The 17,468-nt window shown below is 70.7% G+C and carries 11 protein-coding genes; 10 read left to right on the plus strand and 1 reads right to left on the minus strand.

Features of this window, described 5'->3' with window-relative positions:
• Window positions 1-20 precede the first annotated feature (20 nt).
• The 9 genes from ACFQ2D_RS00265 to ACFQ2D_RS00305 all read left to right on the plus strand — a co-directional run bounded on the left by ACFQ2D_RS00265 (window position 21) and on the right by ACFQ2D_RS00305 (window position 12,501).
• Window positions 21-962: a Gfo/Idh/MocA family protein gene (locus tag ACFQ2D_RS00265; protein WP_280941226.1), complete on the plus strand. Its 942-nt coding sequence runs from the start codon at window positions 21-23 to the stop codon at window positions 960-962.
• Between the two features lie 120 nt (window positions 963-1,082).
• Window positions 1,083-2,090, plus strand: a complete 1,008-nt coding sequence (gene araD1, locus ACFQ2D_RS00270) for an AraD1 family protein (protein WP_280941225.1) — start codon at window positions 1,083-1,085, stop codon at window positions 2,088-2,090.
• An 86-nt stretch (window positions 2,091-2,176) separates the two neighbouring features.
• Window positions 2,177-3,616 carry an aldehyde dehydrogenase family protein gene (locus ACFQ2D_RS00275; protein WP_280941224.1) on the plus strand — a complete coding sequence of 480 codons (1,440 nt, stop codon included), beginning with the start codon at window positions 2,177-2,179 and terminating at the stop codon, window positions 3,614-3,616.
• Between the two features lie 82 nt (window positions 3,617-3,698).
• Window positions 3,699-4,673: an ABC transporter substrate-binding protein gene (locus ACFQ2D_RS00280; protein WP_280941223.1), complete on the plus strand. Its 975-nt coding sequence runs from the start codon at window positions 3,699-3,701 to the stop codon at window positions 4,671-4,673.
• 136 nt (window positions 4,674-4,809) lie between these two features.
• A complete protein-coding gene (locus tag ACFQ2D_RS00285) occupies window positions 4,810-6,297 on the plus strand; it encodes a sugar ABC transporter ATP-binding protein (protein ID WP_280941277.1) in 1,488 nt (495 codons plus the stop codon).
• On the plus strand, window positions 6,297-7,355 hold the full coding sequence (locus ACFQ2D_RS00290; protein ID WP_280941222.1) for an ABC transporter permease: 1,059 nt from the start codon (window positions 6,297-6,299) through the stop codon (window positions 7,353-7,355). Before ACFQ2D_RS00285 ends, ACFQ2D_RS00290 begins: the two co-directional genes overlap by 1 nt.
• Window positions 7,352-8,377, plus strand: a complete 1,026-nt coding sequence (yjfF, locus tag ACFQ2D_RS00295; RefSeq protein ID WP_386795501.1) for a galactofuranose ABC transporter, permease protein YjfF — start codon at window positions 7,352-7,354, stop codon at window positions 8,375-8,377. Before ACFQ2D_RS00290 ends, yjfF begins: the two co-directional genes overlap by 4 nt.
• Window positions 8,370-10,343, plus strand: coding sequence for a glycoside hydrolase family 97 protein (locus ACFQ2D_RS00300; protein ID WP_280941221.1), 1,974 nt, complete (start codon window positions 8,370-8,372; stop codon window positions 10,341-10,343). The genes yjfF and ACFQ2D_RS00300 overlap by 8 nt, the downstream gene beginning before the upstream one ends.
• Before the next feature lie 40 nt (window positions 10,344-10,383).
• Window positions 10,384-12,501 (plus strand): glycoside hydrolase family 43 protein, encoded by a 2,118-nt coding sequence (locus ACFQ2D_RS00305; protein WP_280941220.1) that lies wholly within the window; start codon window positions 10,384-10,386, stop codon window positions 12,499-12,501.
• A 692-nt stretch (window positions 12,502-13,193) separates the two neighbouring features.
• Here ACFQ2D_RS00305 and parE read toward each other — a convergent pair.
• Window positions 13,194-15,083, minus strand: coding sequence for a DNA topoisomerase IV subunit B (gene parE, locus ACFQ2D_RS00310; protein WP_280941219.1), 1,890 nt, complete (start codon window positions 15,081-15,083; stop codon window positions 13,194-13,196).
• Between the two features lie 656 nt (window positions 15,084-15,739).
• On the opposite strand from parE, the gene ACFQ2D_RS00315 reads away from it, so the two are divergent.
• Window positions 15,740-17,422, plus strand: coding sequence for a CTP synthase (locus ACFQ2D_RS00315; RefSeq protein ID WP_280941218.1), 1,683 nt, complete (start codon window positions 15,740-15,742; stop codon window positions 17,420-17,422).
• Window positions 17,423-17,468: the final 46 nt, after the last annotated feature.

A 17,468-nucleotide genomic window follows, 5' to 3' on the forward strand; every position in this document is an offset into this window, starting at 1 on the left:
CGCGCCGACACAGATATTTCATGGAGAGAGCACCCGTGGCAAGCATCAACCTGGCGATCGTCGGCGTGGGCAAGATCGTGCGCGACCAGCACCTGCCCGCCGTCGCTGCCGACGGCGACTTCCGCCTGGTCGCGGCGGCCAGCCGCAACGGCCGCGTCGAGGGTATCGACAACTTCGACAGCATCGGCACGATGCTCGCCGCGGTGCCGTCGATCGACGCGGTCTCGCTGTGCATGCCGCCGCAGTACCGCTACGCGGCGGCGGTGCAGGCGATCGACGCCGGCAAGCATGTGTTCCTGGAAAAGCCGCCGGGAGCCACGCTGTCGGAGGTCGAGGACCTGGCGGCGCGCGCCGCGGCGCAGGGCGTGTCGCTGTTCGCCAGCTGGCATTCGCGCTACGCCCCGGCGGTGGAGGCCGCGCGCGCGTTCCTGGCCGGTACCCGGATCCAGCGCATGCGGGTGACCTGGAAGGAAGACGTGCGCCAGTGGCACCCCAACCAGGACTGGATCTGGCAGCCCGGTGGCCTGGGCGTGTTCGACCCGGGCATCAACGCGCTGTCCATCGTCACCCGGATCCTGCCGCGGCCGGTGTTCGCCACCGCGGCGACGCTGGAGTTCCCCGCCAACCGCCAGGCACCGATCGCCGCCTCGATCCGGTTCTCCGACGCCGGGGGGCTGGACCTGGCCGCCGAGTTCGACTGGCGCCAGACCGGCCGCCAGAGCTGGGACATCGAGGCCTCCACCGACGCCGGCACGATGCTGCTGGCCGAGGGCGGGGCCACGCTGTCGGTGGACGGGCGGGTGGTGCACAGCGAGCCCGAGCAGGAGTACCCGATGCTGTACCGGCGCTTCGCCGGGCTGGTGCGCAGCGGCGCCTCGGACGTGGACCTGGCGCCGCTGCGCCATGTGGCGGATGCGTTCATGCTGGGCCAGCGCCAGGTGGTGGACCCGTTCGACGACTGACCCGCAGCGGATTGCGATATACGCTAATGGGTATCGATTTCTCGAACGAATGAATTGGATGCATATCCGTCGACCCGGCAGAATCGGCGGCTGGCACTCAAGTCAGGACGGACTGCGCCGATGCGACTGATCCAGCTGCAAGACGACGCGGGCGACGTCCGCGTGGGTGTGGTCTCGCCCGACGGCGCGCAGGTGCGCCTGCTCGACGGGCTGGACGGCACCTACGCGCTGGCCAGCGTGGCCATCGCCACCGGGCGCAGCCTGGCCGACGAGGCCGAGGCGACCCCGGGCGCGACCCGCCTGGACTATCCGGCGCTGCTGGCCGCCGGCCGGGTGCTGCCACCGCTCCAGCATCCCGATCCAGCCCACTGCCTGGTCACCGGCACGGGCCTCACCCACCTGGGCAGCGCCGCGGCGCGCGACGCCATGCACCAGAAGCTGCAGCAGCAGGCCGAGGAGGGCAGCCTCACCGACTCGATGCGCATGTTCCAGTGGGGCGTGGAGGGCGGCATGCCGGCGCCGGGCAAGCCGGGCGCGCAGCCAGAGTGGTTCTACAAGGGCGATGGCGGGATCCTCGCCGCGCCCGGCGCGGAACTGGCATCGCCCGATTTCGCCCTCGATGGCGGCGAGGAGCCCGAACTGGTCGGCCTCTACCTGATCGGCCCGGACGGCACGCCGCACCGGCTCGGTTTCGCGATCGGCAACGAGTTTTCCGACCACGTCACCGAGCGCCAGAACTATCTCTACCTGGCCCACTCCAAGCTGCGCGCCTGCGCGGTCGGCCCCGAGCTGCGCACCGGCGCGCTGCCGCGCGACCTGCGCGGCACCAGCCGCCTGCGGCGCGACGGCGCCGTGGTCTGGGAGAAGCCCTTCCTCACCGGCGAGGCCAACATGTGCCATTCGCTGGAGAACCTCGAGTACCACCATTTCAAGTACGCCGCGCACCGGCGACCGGGCGACGTGCACCTGCATTTCTTCGGCACGGCGACGTTGAGCTTCGCCGACGGCGTACGCGCCCAGCCGGGCGACGAATTCGAGATCGAACTGCCCGAACTGGGTGCCCCGTTGCGCAACCGGCTGCGGGCCGTGGCGGCGGGTTTCGCCCCGGGCGGGGTGCGCGCGCTGTAAGGTTGGCGTCGGCGCGCCGCCCCCGCCCGCGCACCGTCCGGCCGCTTCGGCGGTCGCGACACCAGGACAAGAAAGGAGAACGTGAGGTGACCGAGCAACGCTTCAGCAGCTACATCGCCGGCCAGTGGGTCGAGGGCGCGGGCGACCACGCCGACGAAAACCCGTCCGACCTGGCGACGCCGGTCGGCAGCTACGGCCGGCTCGATGCGCAGCGCGCCGCGCAGGCGGTGGACGCGGCCGCGGCGGCGCTGCCGGCCTGGTCGGTCTCCAATCCGCAGCAGCGCGCCGACATCCTCGACGCGGTCGGCAGCGAGATCCTCGCCCGCAAGGAAGAGCTCGGCCGGCTGCTGGCGCGCGAGGAGGGCAAGACCCTGCCCGAGAGCATCGGCGAAGCCGCGCGCGCGGGGCAGATCTTCAAGTTCTTCGCCGGCGAGGCGCTGCGCATCCCGGGCGAGAAGCTGGCCTCCACCCGCCCGGGCGTGGACGTGGAGATCACTCGCGAACCGGTCGGCACGGTCGGCATCATCGCGCCCTGGAACTTCCCGCTGGCGATCCCGGCCTGGAAGATCGCGCCGGCGCTGGCCTACGGCAACACCGTGGTGTTCAAGCCGGCCGAGATCGTGCCGGGCTGCGCCTGGGCGATCGCCGAGATCCTCTCGCGTGCCGGCCTGCCCGAGGGCGTGTTCAACATGGTGCTGGGCAGCGGCCGCGAGGTCGGCCAGGCGCTGGTGAACCACAAGTCGCTGGACGCGCTGACCTTCACCGGATCGGTGCCCACCGGCCACGCGCTGCTCAAGCAGGCCGCAGAGCGCGCGCTCAAGGTGCAGATGGAGATGGGCGGCAAGAATCCGCTGGTCGTGCTGGCCGATGCCGCCCTCGACAAGGCGGTGGAATGCGCGGTCAACGGCGCGTTCTTCTCCACCGGCCAGCGCTGCACGGCCTCCAGCCGCCTGATCGTGGAGAGCGCCGTGTACGACGAGTTCGTCGCGCGTATGCAGGCGCGGCTGGCGAAGGTGCGCGTCGGCGATCCGCTGGAAGCCGGAGTCGACATCGGCCCGGTGGCCAGCGGCGACCAGCTCAAGACCAACCTGTCCTACATCCAGGCCGGCCACGACGACGGCGGCGAACTGCTCGCCGGCGGCGACATGGTGGAATGGAAGACCAAGGGCCACTTCCTGGCGCCGACCCTGTTCGCGGCGAAGCCCGGCGACCGCATCTCGCGCGAGGAGATCTTCGGGCCGGTGGCGGCGGTGCTGCGCGCCGACGACTACGAGCAGGCGCTGGCGATGGCCAACGACACCGAGTTCGGGCTGTGCGCGGGCATCTGCACCAGCTCGCTCAAGTACGCCACGCACTTCAAGCGCCACGCCCAGGCGGGCATGGTGATGGTCAACCTGCCCACCGCCGGCGTGGACCCGCACGTGCCCTTCGGCGGGCGCAAGGCGTCCAGCTACGGTCCGCGCGAGCAGGGCCGCTACGCGGTGGAGTTCTACACGACGGTCAAGACCGCCTATACCTCGGCCTGAGGCCGGCCACGCGCCGCCGCGCCGTGGGAGCGCGGCGGGCGCCTGGTGGTAGCGCAAACACAACGACGTTCGGGAGGGAGCGATGCGGAAGTTTCTGGGTGTGGCGGCGATGTTCTGCGCGGCGGCGCTGGCCGGGTGTTCCGGCGGCGACGGCGCGGGCGCCGGTGCGGGGGGCGATGCGATCACCGTCGGCTTCAGCCAGGTGGGCGCGGAAAGCGAATGGCGCACGGCCAACACGCGCTCGGTGAAGGAGGCGCTGGCGCCGCCGGAGTTCAACCTCAAGTTTTCAGACGCGCAGCAGAAACAGGAAAACCAGATCAAGGCGCTGCGCTCGTTCATCGCCCAGGGCGTGGACGTGATCGCGTTCTCCCCGGTGGTCGAAACCGGCTGGGACACGGTGCTGCGCGAGGCCAAGGCCGCCGGCATCCCGGTGGTGCTGACCGACCGCGCGGTCAACGTCGCGGACGATTCGCTGTACGCGACCCTGATCGGCTCGGACTTCGTCGAGGAAGGCCGCCGCGCCGCGCGCTGGCTGGTCGAGGACAGCGAAGGCCAGGACGGACCGATCCGTATCGTCGAGCTGCAGGGCACCGTGGGCTCGGCGCCCGCCAACGACCGCATGAAGGGCTTCAAGGAAGTCATTGACGCCGACGCGCGCTTCCAGATCGTGCGTTCGCAGAGCGGCGACTTCACCCGCGCCCGCGGCAAGGAAGTGATGGAAGCCTTCCTCAAGGCCGAGGGGCGCAACATCGACGTGCTGTTCGCGCACAACGACGACATGGCGATCGGCGCGATCCAGGCCATCGAGGAAGCCGGCCTCAAGCCGGGCACCGACATCCGCATCGTGTCGATCGACGGCGTGCGCGGCGCGTTCGAGGCGATGAAGGCGGGCAAGCTCAACGCCACGGTGGAATGCAATCCGCTGCTGGGCGAACAGCTGGCGCAGCTGATCCGCGACGTGCACGCGGGGCGCGAGGTGCCGAAGCGGGTGCAGGTGGAAGAGGGTGTGTTCACCCAGGACCAGGCCGAAGCCGAACTGCCCAACCGCAAGTACTGAGTACGCAGGTGAAGTCCGCAGCTCGCGTCCCGGCAAACGCGCGGTTCTTCCCGCTCTCCTGCGCGGCCGCGCGGGCAGGGTGCGGGCGTGCGACGGGGCCGGTCGCGGGACGCATGGGAGCCTGCGCTTGAATCCCGTGGTGCTGCGCGCCGAAGGCCTGCACAAGCGCTTCGGCGCGACGCGCGCGCTGGAGGGCGTCGGCCTGTGCCTGCGCGCGGGCGAGATCCACGCGCTGATGGGTCAGAACGGCGCCGGCAAGTCCACCCTGATCAAGCTGCTCACCGGCGTCGAACGGCCGGACGACGGCAGCGTGACCCTCGACGGCCGCAGGATCGACCCGGCCACGCCCCTGGACGCGCAGCGCGAGGGCATCAGCACCGTCTACCAGGAGGTCAACCTCTGCCCGAACCTGTCGGTGGCCGAGAACCTCTATGCCGGGCGCTATCCGCGCCGCTTCGGCCTGATCGACTGGCGCCGCGTGCGCGAGGGCGCGCGTGCGCTGCTGGCCGAACTGCACCTCGAGCTCGACGTGGACCGGCCGCTGTCGTCGTGCCCGGTCGCGGTCCAGCAGATGGTGGCGATCGCGCGCGCGCTGGGCGTGTCGGCGAAGGTGCTGATCCTCGACGAACCGACCTCGAGCCTGGACGAGGGCGAGGTGCGCGAGCTGTTCGCGGTGATGCGGCGGCTGCGCGAACGCGGCATGGCGATCCTGTTCGTCACCCACTTCCTCGACCAGGTCTATGCGGTATCCGACCGCATCACCGTGCTGCGCAACGGGCGCCTGGTCGGCGAGTACCTGCCGGCCGAGCTGCCGCAGGCCGCGCTGGTGCGCGCCATGGTCGGGCGCGAGGTGGAGCTGGCGGGCGGCCGGGATGCCGCCGCGCCGCCGCCTGGCAACGCGCAGGTCGTGGTCGAGGCGCGCGGGCTGGGTCGTCGCGGCAGCCTGCATCCGGTCGACCTGCAGCTGCGCCGCGGCGAGGTGCTGGCGCTGGGCGGCCTGCTGGGCGCGGGCCGCACCGAACTGGCGCGGCTGCTGTTCGGCCTCGATCGGGCGGGCAGCGGCGAACTGCGCATCGAAGGAGAGGCGGTGGAACTGCAGCATCCGGCCGACGCCGTCGCGCGCGGGCTGGCGCTGTGTCCGGAGGAACGCAAGACCGAGGGCATCGTGGCCGGGCTGTCGGTACGCGAGAACATCGCGCTGGCGCTGCAGGCCCGGCGGGGCTGGCGGCGCGCGCTTTCGCCGGCCGAGCAGGCGCGGATGGCGTCACACTACGTCGAGCTGCTGGGCATCCGCACCGCCGACATCGAGACCCCGGTGGGTGCGCTGTCGGGCGGCAACCAGCAGAAGGTGGTGCTGGCGCGCTGGCTGGCGACGCAGCCGTCGCTGCTGATCCTGGACGAGCCCACGCGCGGCATCGACATCGCCGCCAAGCAGGAAATCATGGCCGAGGTGGTGCGCCTGGCGCGCGAGGGCATGGCGGTGCTGTTCATTTCCGCCGAGATCGAGGAGCTCACGCGCCTGGGCGACCGCATCGCGGTGCTGCGCGAGCGGCGCCTGGCCGGCGAATTGCCCGGCGGCAGCGATGGCGGGCAGGTGCTCGAACTGATCGCGGGGCAGGGCTGATGTCCACCGCATCGCCGCTGCCGCCGCCCTCGCTCCTGCGCCGTGCCTTCGGGCACCCGCTGGCCTGGCCACTGCTCGCACTGGTCCTGCTGCTGGTCGGCAACGGCCTGCTCAACCCCGGTTTCCTCGCGCTGGAATGGCGCGACGGGCGCCTGTACGGCAACCTCGTCGACATCGCCAACCGCGCCGCGCCGCTGATCCTGGTCTCGCTGGGCATGACCCTGGTGATCGCCGTGCGCGGCCTGGACATCTCGGTGGGCGCGGTGCTGGCGATCGCCGCGACCGTCGCGGCCTGGACCATCACGCGCATGACCGCGGGCGGCAGCACCGGACTGCTGCCGCTCTTCGCCGCCATCGGCGCCGCGCTCGCCGCCGCCGCCCTGTGCGGGGTCTGGAACGGGCTGCTGGTGGTGAAGGTGGGCATGCAGCCGATCATCGCCACCCTGATCCTGATGGTCGCCGGGCGCGGCGTCGCGCAGCTGGTCAGCGACGGGCAGATCCTGACCATCTACTACGCGCCGTATGCGTTCCTGGGCGGCGGATTCCTGCTGGGGCTGCCGTTCGCGCTGTTCGTGGTGGCGGCGCTGTTCATCGCGCTGAAACTGCTGCTCGACCGCACCGCGCTGGGTCTGTTCGTCCGCGCCATCGGCCACAACCCGCTGGCCGCGCACGTGGCCGGGGTGCGCGCGCGCGCGATCACGCTGTGGCTGTACGTGTTCAGCGGCTTCTGCGCGGGCCTGGCGGGGCTGCTGGTCAGCTCCAACGTCGCCAGCGCCGATGCCAACAATGCCGGCCAGCTGCTGGAGCTCGATGCGATCCTCGCCGTGGCCCTGGGCGGCACCGCGCTGGCCGGCGGCCGCTTCAGCCTGGCCGGCAGCCTGGTGGGCGCGCTGATCATCCAGACCCTGACCACCACGATCTACGCCATCGGCGTGCCACCGCAGGTCAACCTGGTGGTCAAGGCGCTGCTGGTGCTGGCGGTGCTGCTGCTGCAGTCGCCCGACTTCCGGCGGCAGCTGCGCGCCCTGGTGACGCGGCCGGCGGGAGGTGCGGCATGAGCGCGGTGCCGCTGCGCACGATGCTGGGCCCGGGCGGGCTGGCGCGCCTGCGGCGCGATCCGCGGCTGGTCTCGCTGGCGGTGACCATCGCCCTGTTCGCCGGCATGTCGTTCGCCGGCGGCGCGCTCTACGACGGCTTCCTGCGCCCGCAGGTGTTCCTCAACCTGTTCATCGACAACGGCTTCCTGCTGGTGGTCGCGGTCGGCATGACCTTCGTGATCCTGACCGGCGGCATCGACCTGTCGGTCGGGGCGGTGGTCGCCTTCAGCACGGTGCTGCTGGCCAGCCTGGTGCAGCGGCACGGCTGGCACCCGCTGCCGGCGATCGGCGTGGTGCTGGCGCTGGGCACCGCGTTCGGCGCGCTCATGGGCGTGCTGATCCAGCGCTACCGGCTGCAGCCGTTCGTGGTCACGCTGGCGGGCATGTTCCTGGCGCGCGGCGCGGCCACGCTGGTGAGCGTGGAGTCGATCGGCATCGACCACGCCTTCCATGTCGCCATCGCCAGCCTGCGCGTCCCGGTCGGTGGCGGCGCTTCGCTGTCGGCGGGCGCGCTGATCGCGCTGGTCGTGGTGGTGGCAGGAGCGCTGCTGGCGGGCAGGAGCCGGTTCGGCCGCAGCGTGTACGCGATCGGCGGCAGCGAGGCTTCGGCGCGATTGATGGGCCTGCCGGTGGACCGCACCCTCGTCCAGGTCTACGCGCTGAGCGGGTTCTGCTCGGCGCTGGGTGGCGTGGTGTACACGTTCTACATGCTCAGCGGCTACAGCCTGCATGCGATGGGCCTGGAGCTGGATGCGATCGCCGCGGTAGTGATCGGCGGCACCCTGCTGGCCGGCGGCAGCGGCTACGTGCTCGGCACGGTGTTCGGCGTGCTGGTGCTCGGCCTGATCCAGACCCTGATCGTGTTCGACGGCGCCCTGAGCTCGTGGTGGACGCGCATCGCCATCGGCGTGCTGCTGCTGGCGTTCTGCCTGCTGCAGCGGTTGCTGGCTCGGGGCCCCGCGGGCGGCGGCGGGCATGGCTGAGCGGATCTCGCGTGCGCGGGCCGTCTGCATGCTGGTCGCGCTGGGACTGCTGGTGGCGTGGCTGCCGCTGCAGGCGGCCGGGTCGCCTGCGCTGGCCGATGTCGCGAGCCCCGACGGCCGCCTGCGCGTGGAGATGGCGCTGGACGACGCCGGTCGGCCCAACTGGCGGCTGCTGCGCGACGGCCGCGAGGTGATCGCGTCTTCGCCGCTGGGCATGGTCGGCGAGGGCGTGGACCTGGCGCGCGGTCTGTCCTACGCCGGGGCCGATGCGGTGCGACCGGTGGCGGACGACTACGAACTGTTGTCCGGCAAGCGCCGGCACAACGCGTATCGCGCCAATCGCCGCGTGCTGCGCTGGCAGGACGCGCGCGGGCACGAACTGTCCGTGGCCTGGCAGGTGTCGAACGACGGTGCGGCGTTCCGGTACGAACTCGAGCGCCCGGTGCCGGGGCTGGACACCTGGACGCGGGACGCGGCGACCTTCCGCCTGCCGTCCGCTGCCCATGGCTGGCTGCAGCCGCTGGCCGAGCCCAAGACCGGCTTCGCGCGCACCAATCCTTCGTACGAGGAGGACTACCTGCAGGACGTGCCGGTCGGCACCCCCACGCCGATGGGGCACGGCTGGGCGTTCCCGGCGCTGTTCCGCGCCGGCGAAGACTGGATCCTGCTGAGCGAGGGCAGCCTGCGCCGTGGCGATGCCGGCAGCCGCCTGCTCGATGGCGCGACCGCGGGCGAATACCTGGTGGGCTTCCCGGATGAACGCGAGGCGCTGCCGGGTGGCGCGGCGCTGCCGTGGATCGAGGCGTTTCCCTGGCGTTCGCCATGGCGCATCGTCGCGGTCGGCGACCTGGCCACGGTGGTCGATTCCAGCCTCGGCACCGACCTGGCCGATCCGCCGGCGGTGCCGGCGCCGTCGATCCCCGGCAAGGCGTCGTGGAGCTGGCCGCTGCTGGGCGACGAGCACACCGTGTTCGAGGTGCAGCGGCGGTTCGTCGACTACGCCGCGCGAATGGGCTGGCGCTACACCTTGGTCGACGGGCTGTGGGACACGCAGATCGGCGAGGACAGGTTACGCGAGCTGGTCGCGTACGCACGCGGCCAGGATGTCTCGGTGCTGGTCTGGTACAACTCGGCCGGCGACTGGAACGACGCGCCGCAGACGCCGCGGGGCAGGCTGTTGGACCAGGCCAGCCGCCTGCGCGAATTCGACAAGCTCAAGGCCATGGGCGTGGCCGGGCTGAAGGTCGATTTCTTCGGCGGCGACGGCTCGTCGATGATCGCCTACTACCTGGACCTGCTGGCCGACGCCGCGCCCTATGGCTTCCAGATGAACTTCCACGGCGCCACCCTGCCGCGCGGCTGGCAGCGCACCTGGCCGCACCTGCAGACGGTGGAGGCGGTGCGCGGGCTCGAGTTCGCCACCTTCGAACAGCCCAACGCCGACCGCATGCCCGTGCACGCGGCAACGCTGCCCTTCACGCGCAACGTGTTCGACCCGATGGACTTCACCCCGCTGGCGATGGTCAAGCTCAACGACCGCGTCCAGCGTCGCACCAGCCCGGCGTTCGAGCTGGCGCAGTCGGTACTGTTCGTCTCCGGGATCCAGCATTACGCCGAGACCGCCGAGGGGATGGATCAGGTGCCGGAGTATGTACGCGGCTTCCTGTCCGGTCTGCCGGAAGTGTGGGACGACAGCCGCTTCCTCGATGGATATCCGGGCCGGCACACGGTGTTCGCGCGCCTGGGCGGCGGGCGCTGGTACGTGGGCGGAATCAACGCCGGTCCCGGGCCGCGCAAGGTGACGCTGAAGGCCGAAGCGCTGGGCGCCGGCCCGCAGCGCGGCCTGCTGATCGCGGATGGCGATGATGCGCCCGGTTTCGCGCAGCGGCGGGTGGAGTTCGCGCCTGGCGAGCCGCTGGAGCTGGAGTTGCCGGCGGCGGGCGGATTCGTGCTGCAGCTGGACTGATGCAAAGGCGCGGGTACCGCGCCCTGCCTGGAGGTGACCGATGGTGTTCGCGCGACCTTTCCATCTGGCGTGGCTGCTGCTGTCACTGCTGGCGGGCGGCGCTTCCGCCAGCGCCGCGCCGGCCACCTGGTCGGCCGACAACGGCAACGGCACCTACACCAATCCGATCTTCTACGACGAGTTCTCGGACCCGGACCTGATCCGCGTCGGCGACTGGTTCTACATGACCGGCACCACCATGCACGCGGTACCTGGCTTGCCGGTGCTGCGCTCCCGCGATCTGGTGAACTGGGAGTTCGTTTCCTACGCCATGCCTTCGTTCCCCGAGGGTCCGGAGTACCGGCTCGAGGACGGCAAGGACATGTACGGGCAGGGCATCTGGGCGCCGGTGCTGCGCCACCATGCCGGCCGCTTCCACATCTTCGCCAACATCAACGAGCGCGGGCTGCACGTGTTCACCGCGGAGGACGCCGCGGGGCCGTGGACGCACACGGTGATCGACCGCAACCTGCACGACCTGTCGGTGCTGTTCGACGACGACGGCCGGGTGTGGGCGGTGTTCAACTACAACGAGGTGCGGCTGGTCGAACTCGAGCCGGACCTGTCCGGCGTGGTCGAGGGCAGCGAGCGGGTGATCATCCCGGCCGGCAACGGCATGGGAGAGGGGCACCACTTCTACAGGATCGATGGGCGCTACTACATCATCAGCGCCAACTACGCGCCGGTCGGCCGCATGCAGGCCGCGCGCGCAGAGCGGCTGGACGGGCCGTGGGAAACGGTCGCGATCAGCGCCAGCGAAACCATGGGGTTCCAGCGTGGCTGGTGGGAGAACGGCGTCGGCCAGCGTTCGCCGATTCCGACCGACGCCTCCGGTTTCTCCGCGCACAAGCCTGGGGACAACGAGCTGGGCGCGGTGCCGCTGCACCAGGGCGGCATCGTGCGGACGGCGGGCGGCGAGTGGTGGGGTTTCTCGATGATGGATCTCAAGTCCATCGGCCGCACCACCTTCCTCTCGCCGGTGACCTGGCATGAGGGTTGGCCTTATTTCGGCCTGCCCGGGAACCTCGGCCGCTCGCCGCGCACCTGGCGCAAGCCGCAGGTCGATGCGCAGGTGCAGCCGCACGCGCCGTACGTGCGCAGCGACGATTTCGCCGCGCCTGCGCTGCAGCCGGTATGGCAGTGGAACCATGAGCCGGAAGAGGGCAGGTGGTCACTGCGCCAGCGCCCCGGCCACCTGCGCCTGCATGCGCTGCCGGCCGCGGGTTTCCTGCATGCGCGCAACACGCTGACGCAGCGCGTGGTGGGGCCCGAGGCCACCGCCACGGTCGTGCTGGACGCCGGCGGGCTGCGCCCGGGCGACGTTGCTGGACTCGGGCTGCTCAACATGCCGGCCGCGTGGCTGGCGGTGGTGCAGTCGGGCGAAACCCGGGCGTTGCGCTGGTACTCGCAGGCGGGCGAAGACCACGTCGATGTGCCGCTGCCGGCCAGCCGGATCCACCTGCGCGTGCGCGGCGACCATGACCAGGACCTGGCGCGGTTCGCCTGGAGCGCCGATGGCCGGACGTTCCAGGACATCGGCGAACCGGTACGGCTGCCGTACCAGCTCAAGACCTTCCAGGGCACGCGCTACGCGCTGTTCGCCTTCAACCAGGAGGGACGCGAGGGCGGCCACGCCGATTTCGACGGCTTCGACCTGGTCGAACCCCTGGCCGACCGTTCGCGCAACGTCCCCTACGGCCAGTCGGTGACCGTATCCAACCTGGGTGATGGCAGCGTGGCCGCGGTGCACGCGCTCGGCGTGCTGCATCCGGTGCAGGCCGATTCGGAACCGGCAAGAACCGCAGCCGCGCGCTTCCGCGTGCACGACCGCGGGGCGGGGCAGGTTGCGCTGGAGGCGCTAGACGGCAGCGGATTCCTCACCGTCGTCGGCATCGGCCTGTCCGCCGACGTGCGCCTGCTGCCCGAGCATCCGGTCGACAGCCGCTTCATGTGGCAGGACCTGCTGCGCGGCGAGTTCATGCTGCTGTCGATGAAGACGCATCGCTATCTCGGCATCCTGCCCGGCAGCGGAGAGCCTTACGGAGCGGACCGTCCGGGACCGCGACCGGACCGCAAGGACGGGACGGTCATGCGGTGGAGTGCTGCTGCCCCGGATTAACGCACGTTTACGGCGCCGCTGGCATGCGAGGGGGGGCGCAGGATGTTGCAGGATTCGGAAACGCCGAAGTGCAACAGCAGGGTGTGCGCGGCGCTGGGTACGGGTACCCCTGGGTACGAATGTCCCCCGGCGTCGGCCTGCGGCCAACGGGCACCCGTACCCGCGTGGATACATTCCGCGTCGTCTTGGAAAGGCAGAGGCGGAGCGACGTCGCGACAAAATATTCGTGCGGGGCCAGTCGGGACAGGGAAGGACTCGACTGCGCGCCATTGTCATGCCGGACGCGGTGAGGAGCCTCGGAAAACCTGGCTGGATTTCCCGCACCGCTCGAGGTGACAGTTGTCCAGGTGTTCTCCAGGCGGGTCGTGATCTGCTCATCCGGTTGCGTCGGCGAGCCGCACGGCTGGACAAGCGACGGCGAAGCGGCCGACGGGCATAACTTGGGCGCGCGAAGCAAGGCGGCGAGTCAAGGCGGACGGCCCGAGGCAGGCGCGGCCCCTCCGAAGACGCGCTGCCTGGACTACTCCGTTCGGACGCCACGGGGCTGTCGCCCCGACCAACGCCGGTGAAGATCCGGGGTCAGACCTCCAGCGTCGCCGGACCTCCCCTCTGTTCCAGCCGCGCCACCCAGAACATTCCGTCGCGAAGCCAATGAGCCCGTCGCCACGGCCTAGGCCAATGACGCGTCGGGGTCAGACTTCCAGCGTCGCCAGGTCGCCCTTCTGCTCCAGCCACGCCTTCCGGTCCGAGGCGCGCTTCTTGGCCAGCAGCATGTCCATCAGCCCGCTGGTCTCGACGTCATCGTCGATGGTCAGCTGCACCAGGCGGCGGGTGTCGGGGTGGATGGTGGATTCGCGCAGCTGCGAGGGATTCATCTCGCCCAGGCCCTTGAAGCGGGTGACATTGACCTGGCCCTTGAGCCTCTCGCGCTCGATCTTCTCCAGCAGCAGGCGCTTTTCCTCCTCGTCCAGCGCGTAGAACACCTGCTTGCCCACGTCCACGCGGAACAGCGGCGGCATCGCCACGAAGATATGGCCGGCGCGCACCAGGGCCGGGAAGTGCCTGAGGAACAGCGCCGAGAGCAGGGTGGCGATGTGCAGGCCGTCGGAGTCCGCGTCGGCCAGGATGACCACCTTGCCGTAGCGCAGCCCGGTGATGTCGTCCTTGCCCGGGTCGCAGCCGATGGCCACGGCCAGGTCGTGCACTTCCTGCGAGGCGAGCACGCCGCCCGAGGCCACTTCCCAGGTGTTGAGGATCTTGCCGCGCAGCGGCAGGATCGCCTGGAAGTCCTTGTCGCGCGCCTGCTTGGCGCTGCCGCCTGCCGAATCGCCCTCCACCAGGAACAGTTCGGTGCGCGAGAGATCCTGGCTGATGCAGTCGGCCAGCTTGCCTGGCAGGGCCGGACCCTGCGTGACCTTCTTGCGGACGATCTGCTTTTCGGTCTTGAGCCGCGCGCTGGCGCGTTCGATCGCCAGCTGGGCGATGCGCTCGCCCAGCTCCACGTGCTGGTTGAGCCACAGGCTGAAGGCGTCGTGGGCGGCGCCCTCGACGAAGCCCGCGGCCTGGCGCGAGGACAGGCGCTCCTTGGTCTGGCCGCTGAACTGCGGATCGGTCATCTTCAGCGACAGCACGAACGACACGCGGTCCCACACGTCCTCCGGCGCCAGCTTGACGCCGCGCGGCAGCAGGTTGCGGAAGTCGCAGAACTCGCGCAGCGCGTCGGTGAAGCCGGTGCGCAGGCCGTTGACATGGGTGCCGTGCTGCGCGGTGGGGATCAGGTTGACGTAGCTTTCCTGCACCAGGTCGCCCTCCGGCACCCAGGCCACCGCCCAGTCGACCGTCTCGGTGTCCTTGCGCAGCGCGCCGACGAACAGCTCCGGCGGCAGCAGTTCGCGGCCGGCCAGCTCGCCCCTGAGGTAGTCGCGCAGGCCGTCTTCGAAGAACCAGCGGTCGTTCTCGCCGGTGGCCTCGTCAAACAGGGTCACGGTCAGGCCCGGGCAGAGCACGGCCTTGGCCCGCAGCAGGTGGCGCAGGGCGCGCACGCTGAACTTCGGGCTGTCGAAGTACTTCGGGTCCGGCCAGAAGCGCACGCGCGTGCCGGTGTTCTTCCTGCCGACGGTACCGACCACTTCCAGCGGCGTGGCGCGGTCGCCGTCGCGGAAGGTGATGCGATGCTCCTGGCCCTCGCGCTTGATGTGCACCTCGACCAGGGTCGAGAGCGCGTTGACCACGCTCACGCCCACGCCGTGCAGGCCGCCGGAGAAGGTGTAGTTCTTGTTGCTGAACTTGCCGCCCGCGTGCAGGCGGGTCAGGATCAGTTCGACGCCGGGGATCTTCTCCTCGGGATGGATGTCCACCGGCATGCCGCGGCCGTCGTCGGACACCTCGCAGCTCCCGTCCTTGTAGATCGTCACCGCGATTTCCCGCGCATGCCCGGCCAGCGCCTCGTCCACCGCGTTGTCGATCACCTCCTGCGCCAGATGGTTGGGGCGGGTGGTATCGGTGTACATGCCGGGGCGGCGCTTGACCGGATCCAGGCCGGACAGGACTTCGATGTCGGCGGCGTTGTAGCGGGAATTCATCGGGGGCGGGGGCGGACTGCGGAGGCGCGCAGGATGGGGGGCGGGGCGGGGGTGGTCAAGGCTGGCGGGACGCCGTCGCGGAGGCTGCGACGAACCCGATGGCGCCCGCCCCATCGGGCGCGCGGCCCTGTTCCGCCTGCCACGGGCGCGGCCGGGCTCGACCGGCCGGTACGAGCATCCGCGGCGAGAGCCAAGGCCGCCGACTGCGCGACCGGCGGTGCATCGAACGCTTTTACGGGGTGTTCATGGGCGGCCATCCGGCCCACGTCCGGCGGAACCGGCACGGGCGTCCGGCAGTTATCGGCGCCGCGGCAGCGTGGCCATCTTCCACGCCGCCGGCAGCGCGCTGCGCCGGAACACCGTCGTCCGTGCGGCAGGTGGGCAGCCGCCCAGGCGGCTGCCTGGTCGACCCCGCTGCCCGCACTGGATCGCGAGTCCCTTCCGTGTGGCCGGCGGGACCGGACCGGAGGCCAGCCCGGCCCTGCCGGCGCGCTGGCGTCGGGCGATAGAGGCGGTCTGCGGCACCCTCACCTCGCGCAACTAGGCCGCTTGGGCGGTTCCGCTGCGGGGTGGGTGGCCCGCCGGGGCCGGAGTCAAGGGGGCGGCGGGCGCGCCGAGCCTGTAGAATGGGGCTTTCCAGCGGGTGCCCACTCCCCATGACTTCCCCCAGTTCCTTCACCCCGCTCGTCTTCGTCACCGGCGGGGTCGTGTCCTCGCTCGGCAAGGGCATCGCCGCCGCCTCCCTGGCCGCGATCCTCGAGGCCCGGGGCCTGAAGGTGACGATGATGAAGCTGGACCCGTACATCAACGTCGACCCGGGCACGATGAGCCCGTTCCAGCACGGCGAGGTGTACGTCACCGACGACGGGGCCGAGACCGACCTGGACCTCGGCCACTACGAGCGCTTCATCAACGTCCGCCTGGGCGGCAGGAATTCCATCACCACCGGCAAGATCTACGAGTCGGTGATCCGCAAGGAGCGCCGCGGCGACTACCTGGGCGCCACCGTGCAGGTGATCCCCCACATCACCGACGAGATCAAGCGCTGCATCGACGCCGCCACCCAGGGCTTCGACGTGGCCCTGGTCGAGATCGGCGGCACCGTGGGCGACATCGAATCGCTGCCCTTCCTGGAGGCGATCCGCCAGATCCGTACCGACCGCGGCCCGGACAAGGCGCTGTTCATGCACCTGACCCTGGTGCCGTACATCGCCGCGGCCGGCGAGCTCAAGACCAAGCCGACCCAGCATTCGGTCAAGGAACTGCGCTCGATCGGCATCCAGCCCGACGTGCTGGTCTGCCGCAGCGAGCAGCCGCTGCCCGACGGCGAGCGGCGCAAGATCGCCTCGTTCACCAACGTGCCGGAAAAGGCGGTGATCTCGGCGATCGACCTGGACAACATCCACAAGATCCCGATGTGGCTGCACGCGCAGGGCCTGGACGCGCTGGTGGTCGATCGCCTGCGCCTGGACGGCAAGGCGGCCGCGCAGGCCGACCTGTCCGAGTGGCTGGCGGTGGTGGATGCGGCCGAACATCCGATCGACGAGGTCACCATCGCCGTGGTCGGCAAGTACGTCGACCACAAGGACGCCTACAAGTCGGTGGGCGAGGCGCTCAAGCACGGCGGCATCCGCCAGCGCACCCGCGTCAACCTGCGCTGGATCGAATCGCAGGACATCGAACGCGACGGGGCCGACAAGACCCTGCATGGCGTCGATGGCGTGCTGGTGCCGGGCGGCTTCGGCGACCGCGGCTTCGAGGGCAAGGTGCTGGCGGCTCGCCACGCGCGCGAGCAGGGCCTGCCGTATTTCGGCATCTGCTATGGCATGCAGGCGGCGGTGGTGGATTTCGCCCGCCACGTGGCCGGCCTGGAAGGCGCCAACAGCACCGAGAACGACCGCCAGAGTCCGCATCCGGTGATCGGCCTGATCACCGAGTGGCGCACCAGCACTGGCGAGGTCGAGCGCCGCGACGAGCGCTCCGACCTCGGCGGCACCATGCGCCTGGGCCTGCAGGAGCAGCGCATCAAGCCGGGGACCAGGGCGCGCGAGCTGTACGGCAAGGACGTGGTCGGCGAGCGCCACCGCCACCGCTACGAGTTCAACAACCGCTATCGCACCCAGCTCGAGGATGCCGGGCTGGTGATCTCGGCCAAGTCGATGGACGACCTGCTGGTGGAGATGGTGGAGCTGCCCGGGCACCCCTGGTTCATCGCCTGCCAGGCGCATCCGGAGTTCCTGTCCACCCCGCGCAACGGCCATCCGCTGTTCGTCGGCTTCGTGCGCGCCGCGCGCGAGCGTAGGGCCGGCGGCAAGCTGCTCAAGGAAGCCAAGGCGTGAAGCGATGCGGGTGGCGAGGTCCGCATCCAACGGGCCTTGGGCCCGA

The sequence above is a fragment of the Luteimonas composti genome, assembly GCF_042678665.1.
Lineage (GTDB): Bacteria > Pseudomonadota > Gammaproteobacteria > Xanthomonadales > Xanthomonadaceae > Luteimonas > Luteimonas composti.

Coding starts and splice junctions, on each gene's coding strand:
- ACFQ2D_RS00265 (WP_280941226.1), top strand. CDS start 21: ATGGAGAGAGCACCCGTGGCAAGCATCAACCTGGCGATCGTCGGCGTG.
- araD1 (WP_280941225.1), top strand. CDS start 1,083: ATGCGACTGATCCAGCTGCAAGACGACGCGGGCGACGTCCGCGTGGGT.
- parE (WP_280941219.1), bottom strand. CDS start 15,083: ATGAATTCCCGCTACAACGCCGCCGACATCGAAGTCCTGTCCGGCCTG.
- ACFQ2D_RS00305 (WP_280941220.1), top strand. CDS start 10,384: ATGGTGTTCGCGCGACCTTTCCATCTGGCGTGGCTGCTGCTGTCACTG.
- ACFQ2D_RS00290 (WP_280941222.1), top strand. CDS start 6,297: ATGTCCACCGCATCGCCGCTGCCGCCGCCCTCGCTCCTGCGCCGTGCC.
- ACFQ2D_RS00315 (WP_280941218.1), top strand. CDS start 15,740: ATGACTTCCCCCAGTTCCTTCACCCCGCTCGTCTTCGTCACCGGCGGG.
- ACFQ2D_RS00300 (WP_280941221.1), top strand. CDS start 8,370: ATGGCTGAGCGGATCTCGCGTGCGCGGGCCGTCTGCATGCTGGTCGCG.
- yjfF (WP_386795501.1), top strand. CDS start 7,352: ATGAGCGCGGTGCCGCTGCGCACGATGCTGGGCCCGGGCGGGCTGGCG.
- ACFQ2D_RS00280 (WP_280941223.1), top strand. CDS start 3,699: ATGCGGAAGTTTCTGGGTGTGGCGGCGATGTTCTGCGCGGCGGCGCTG.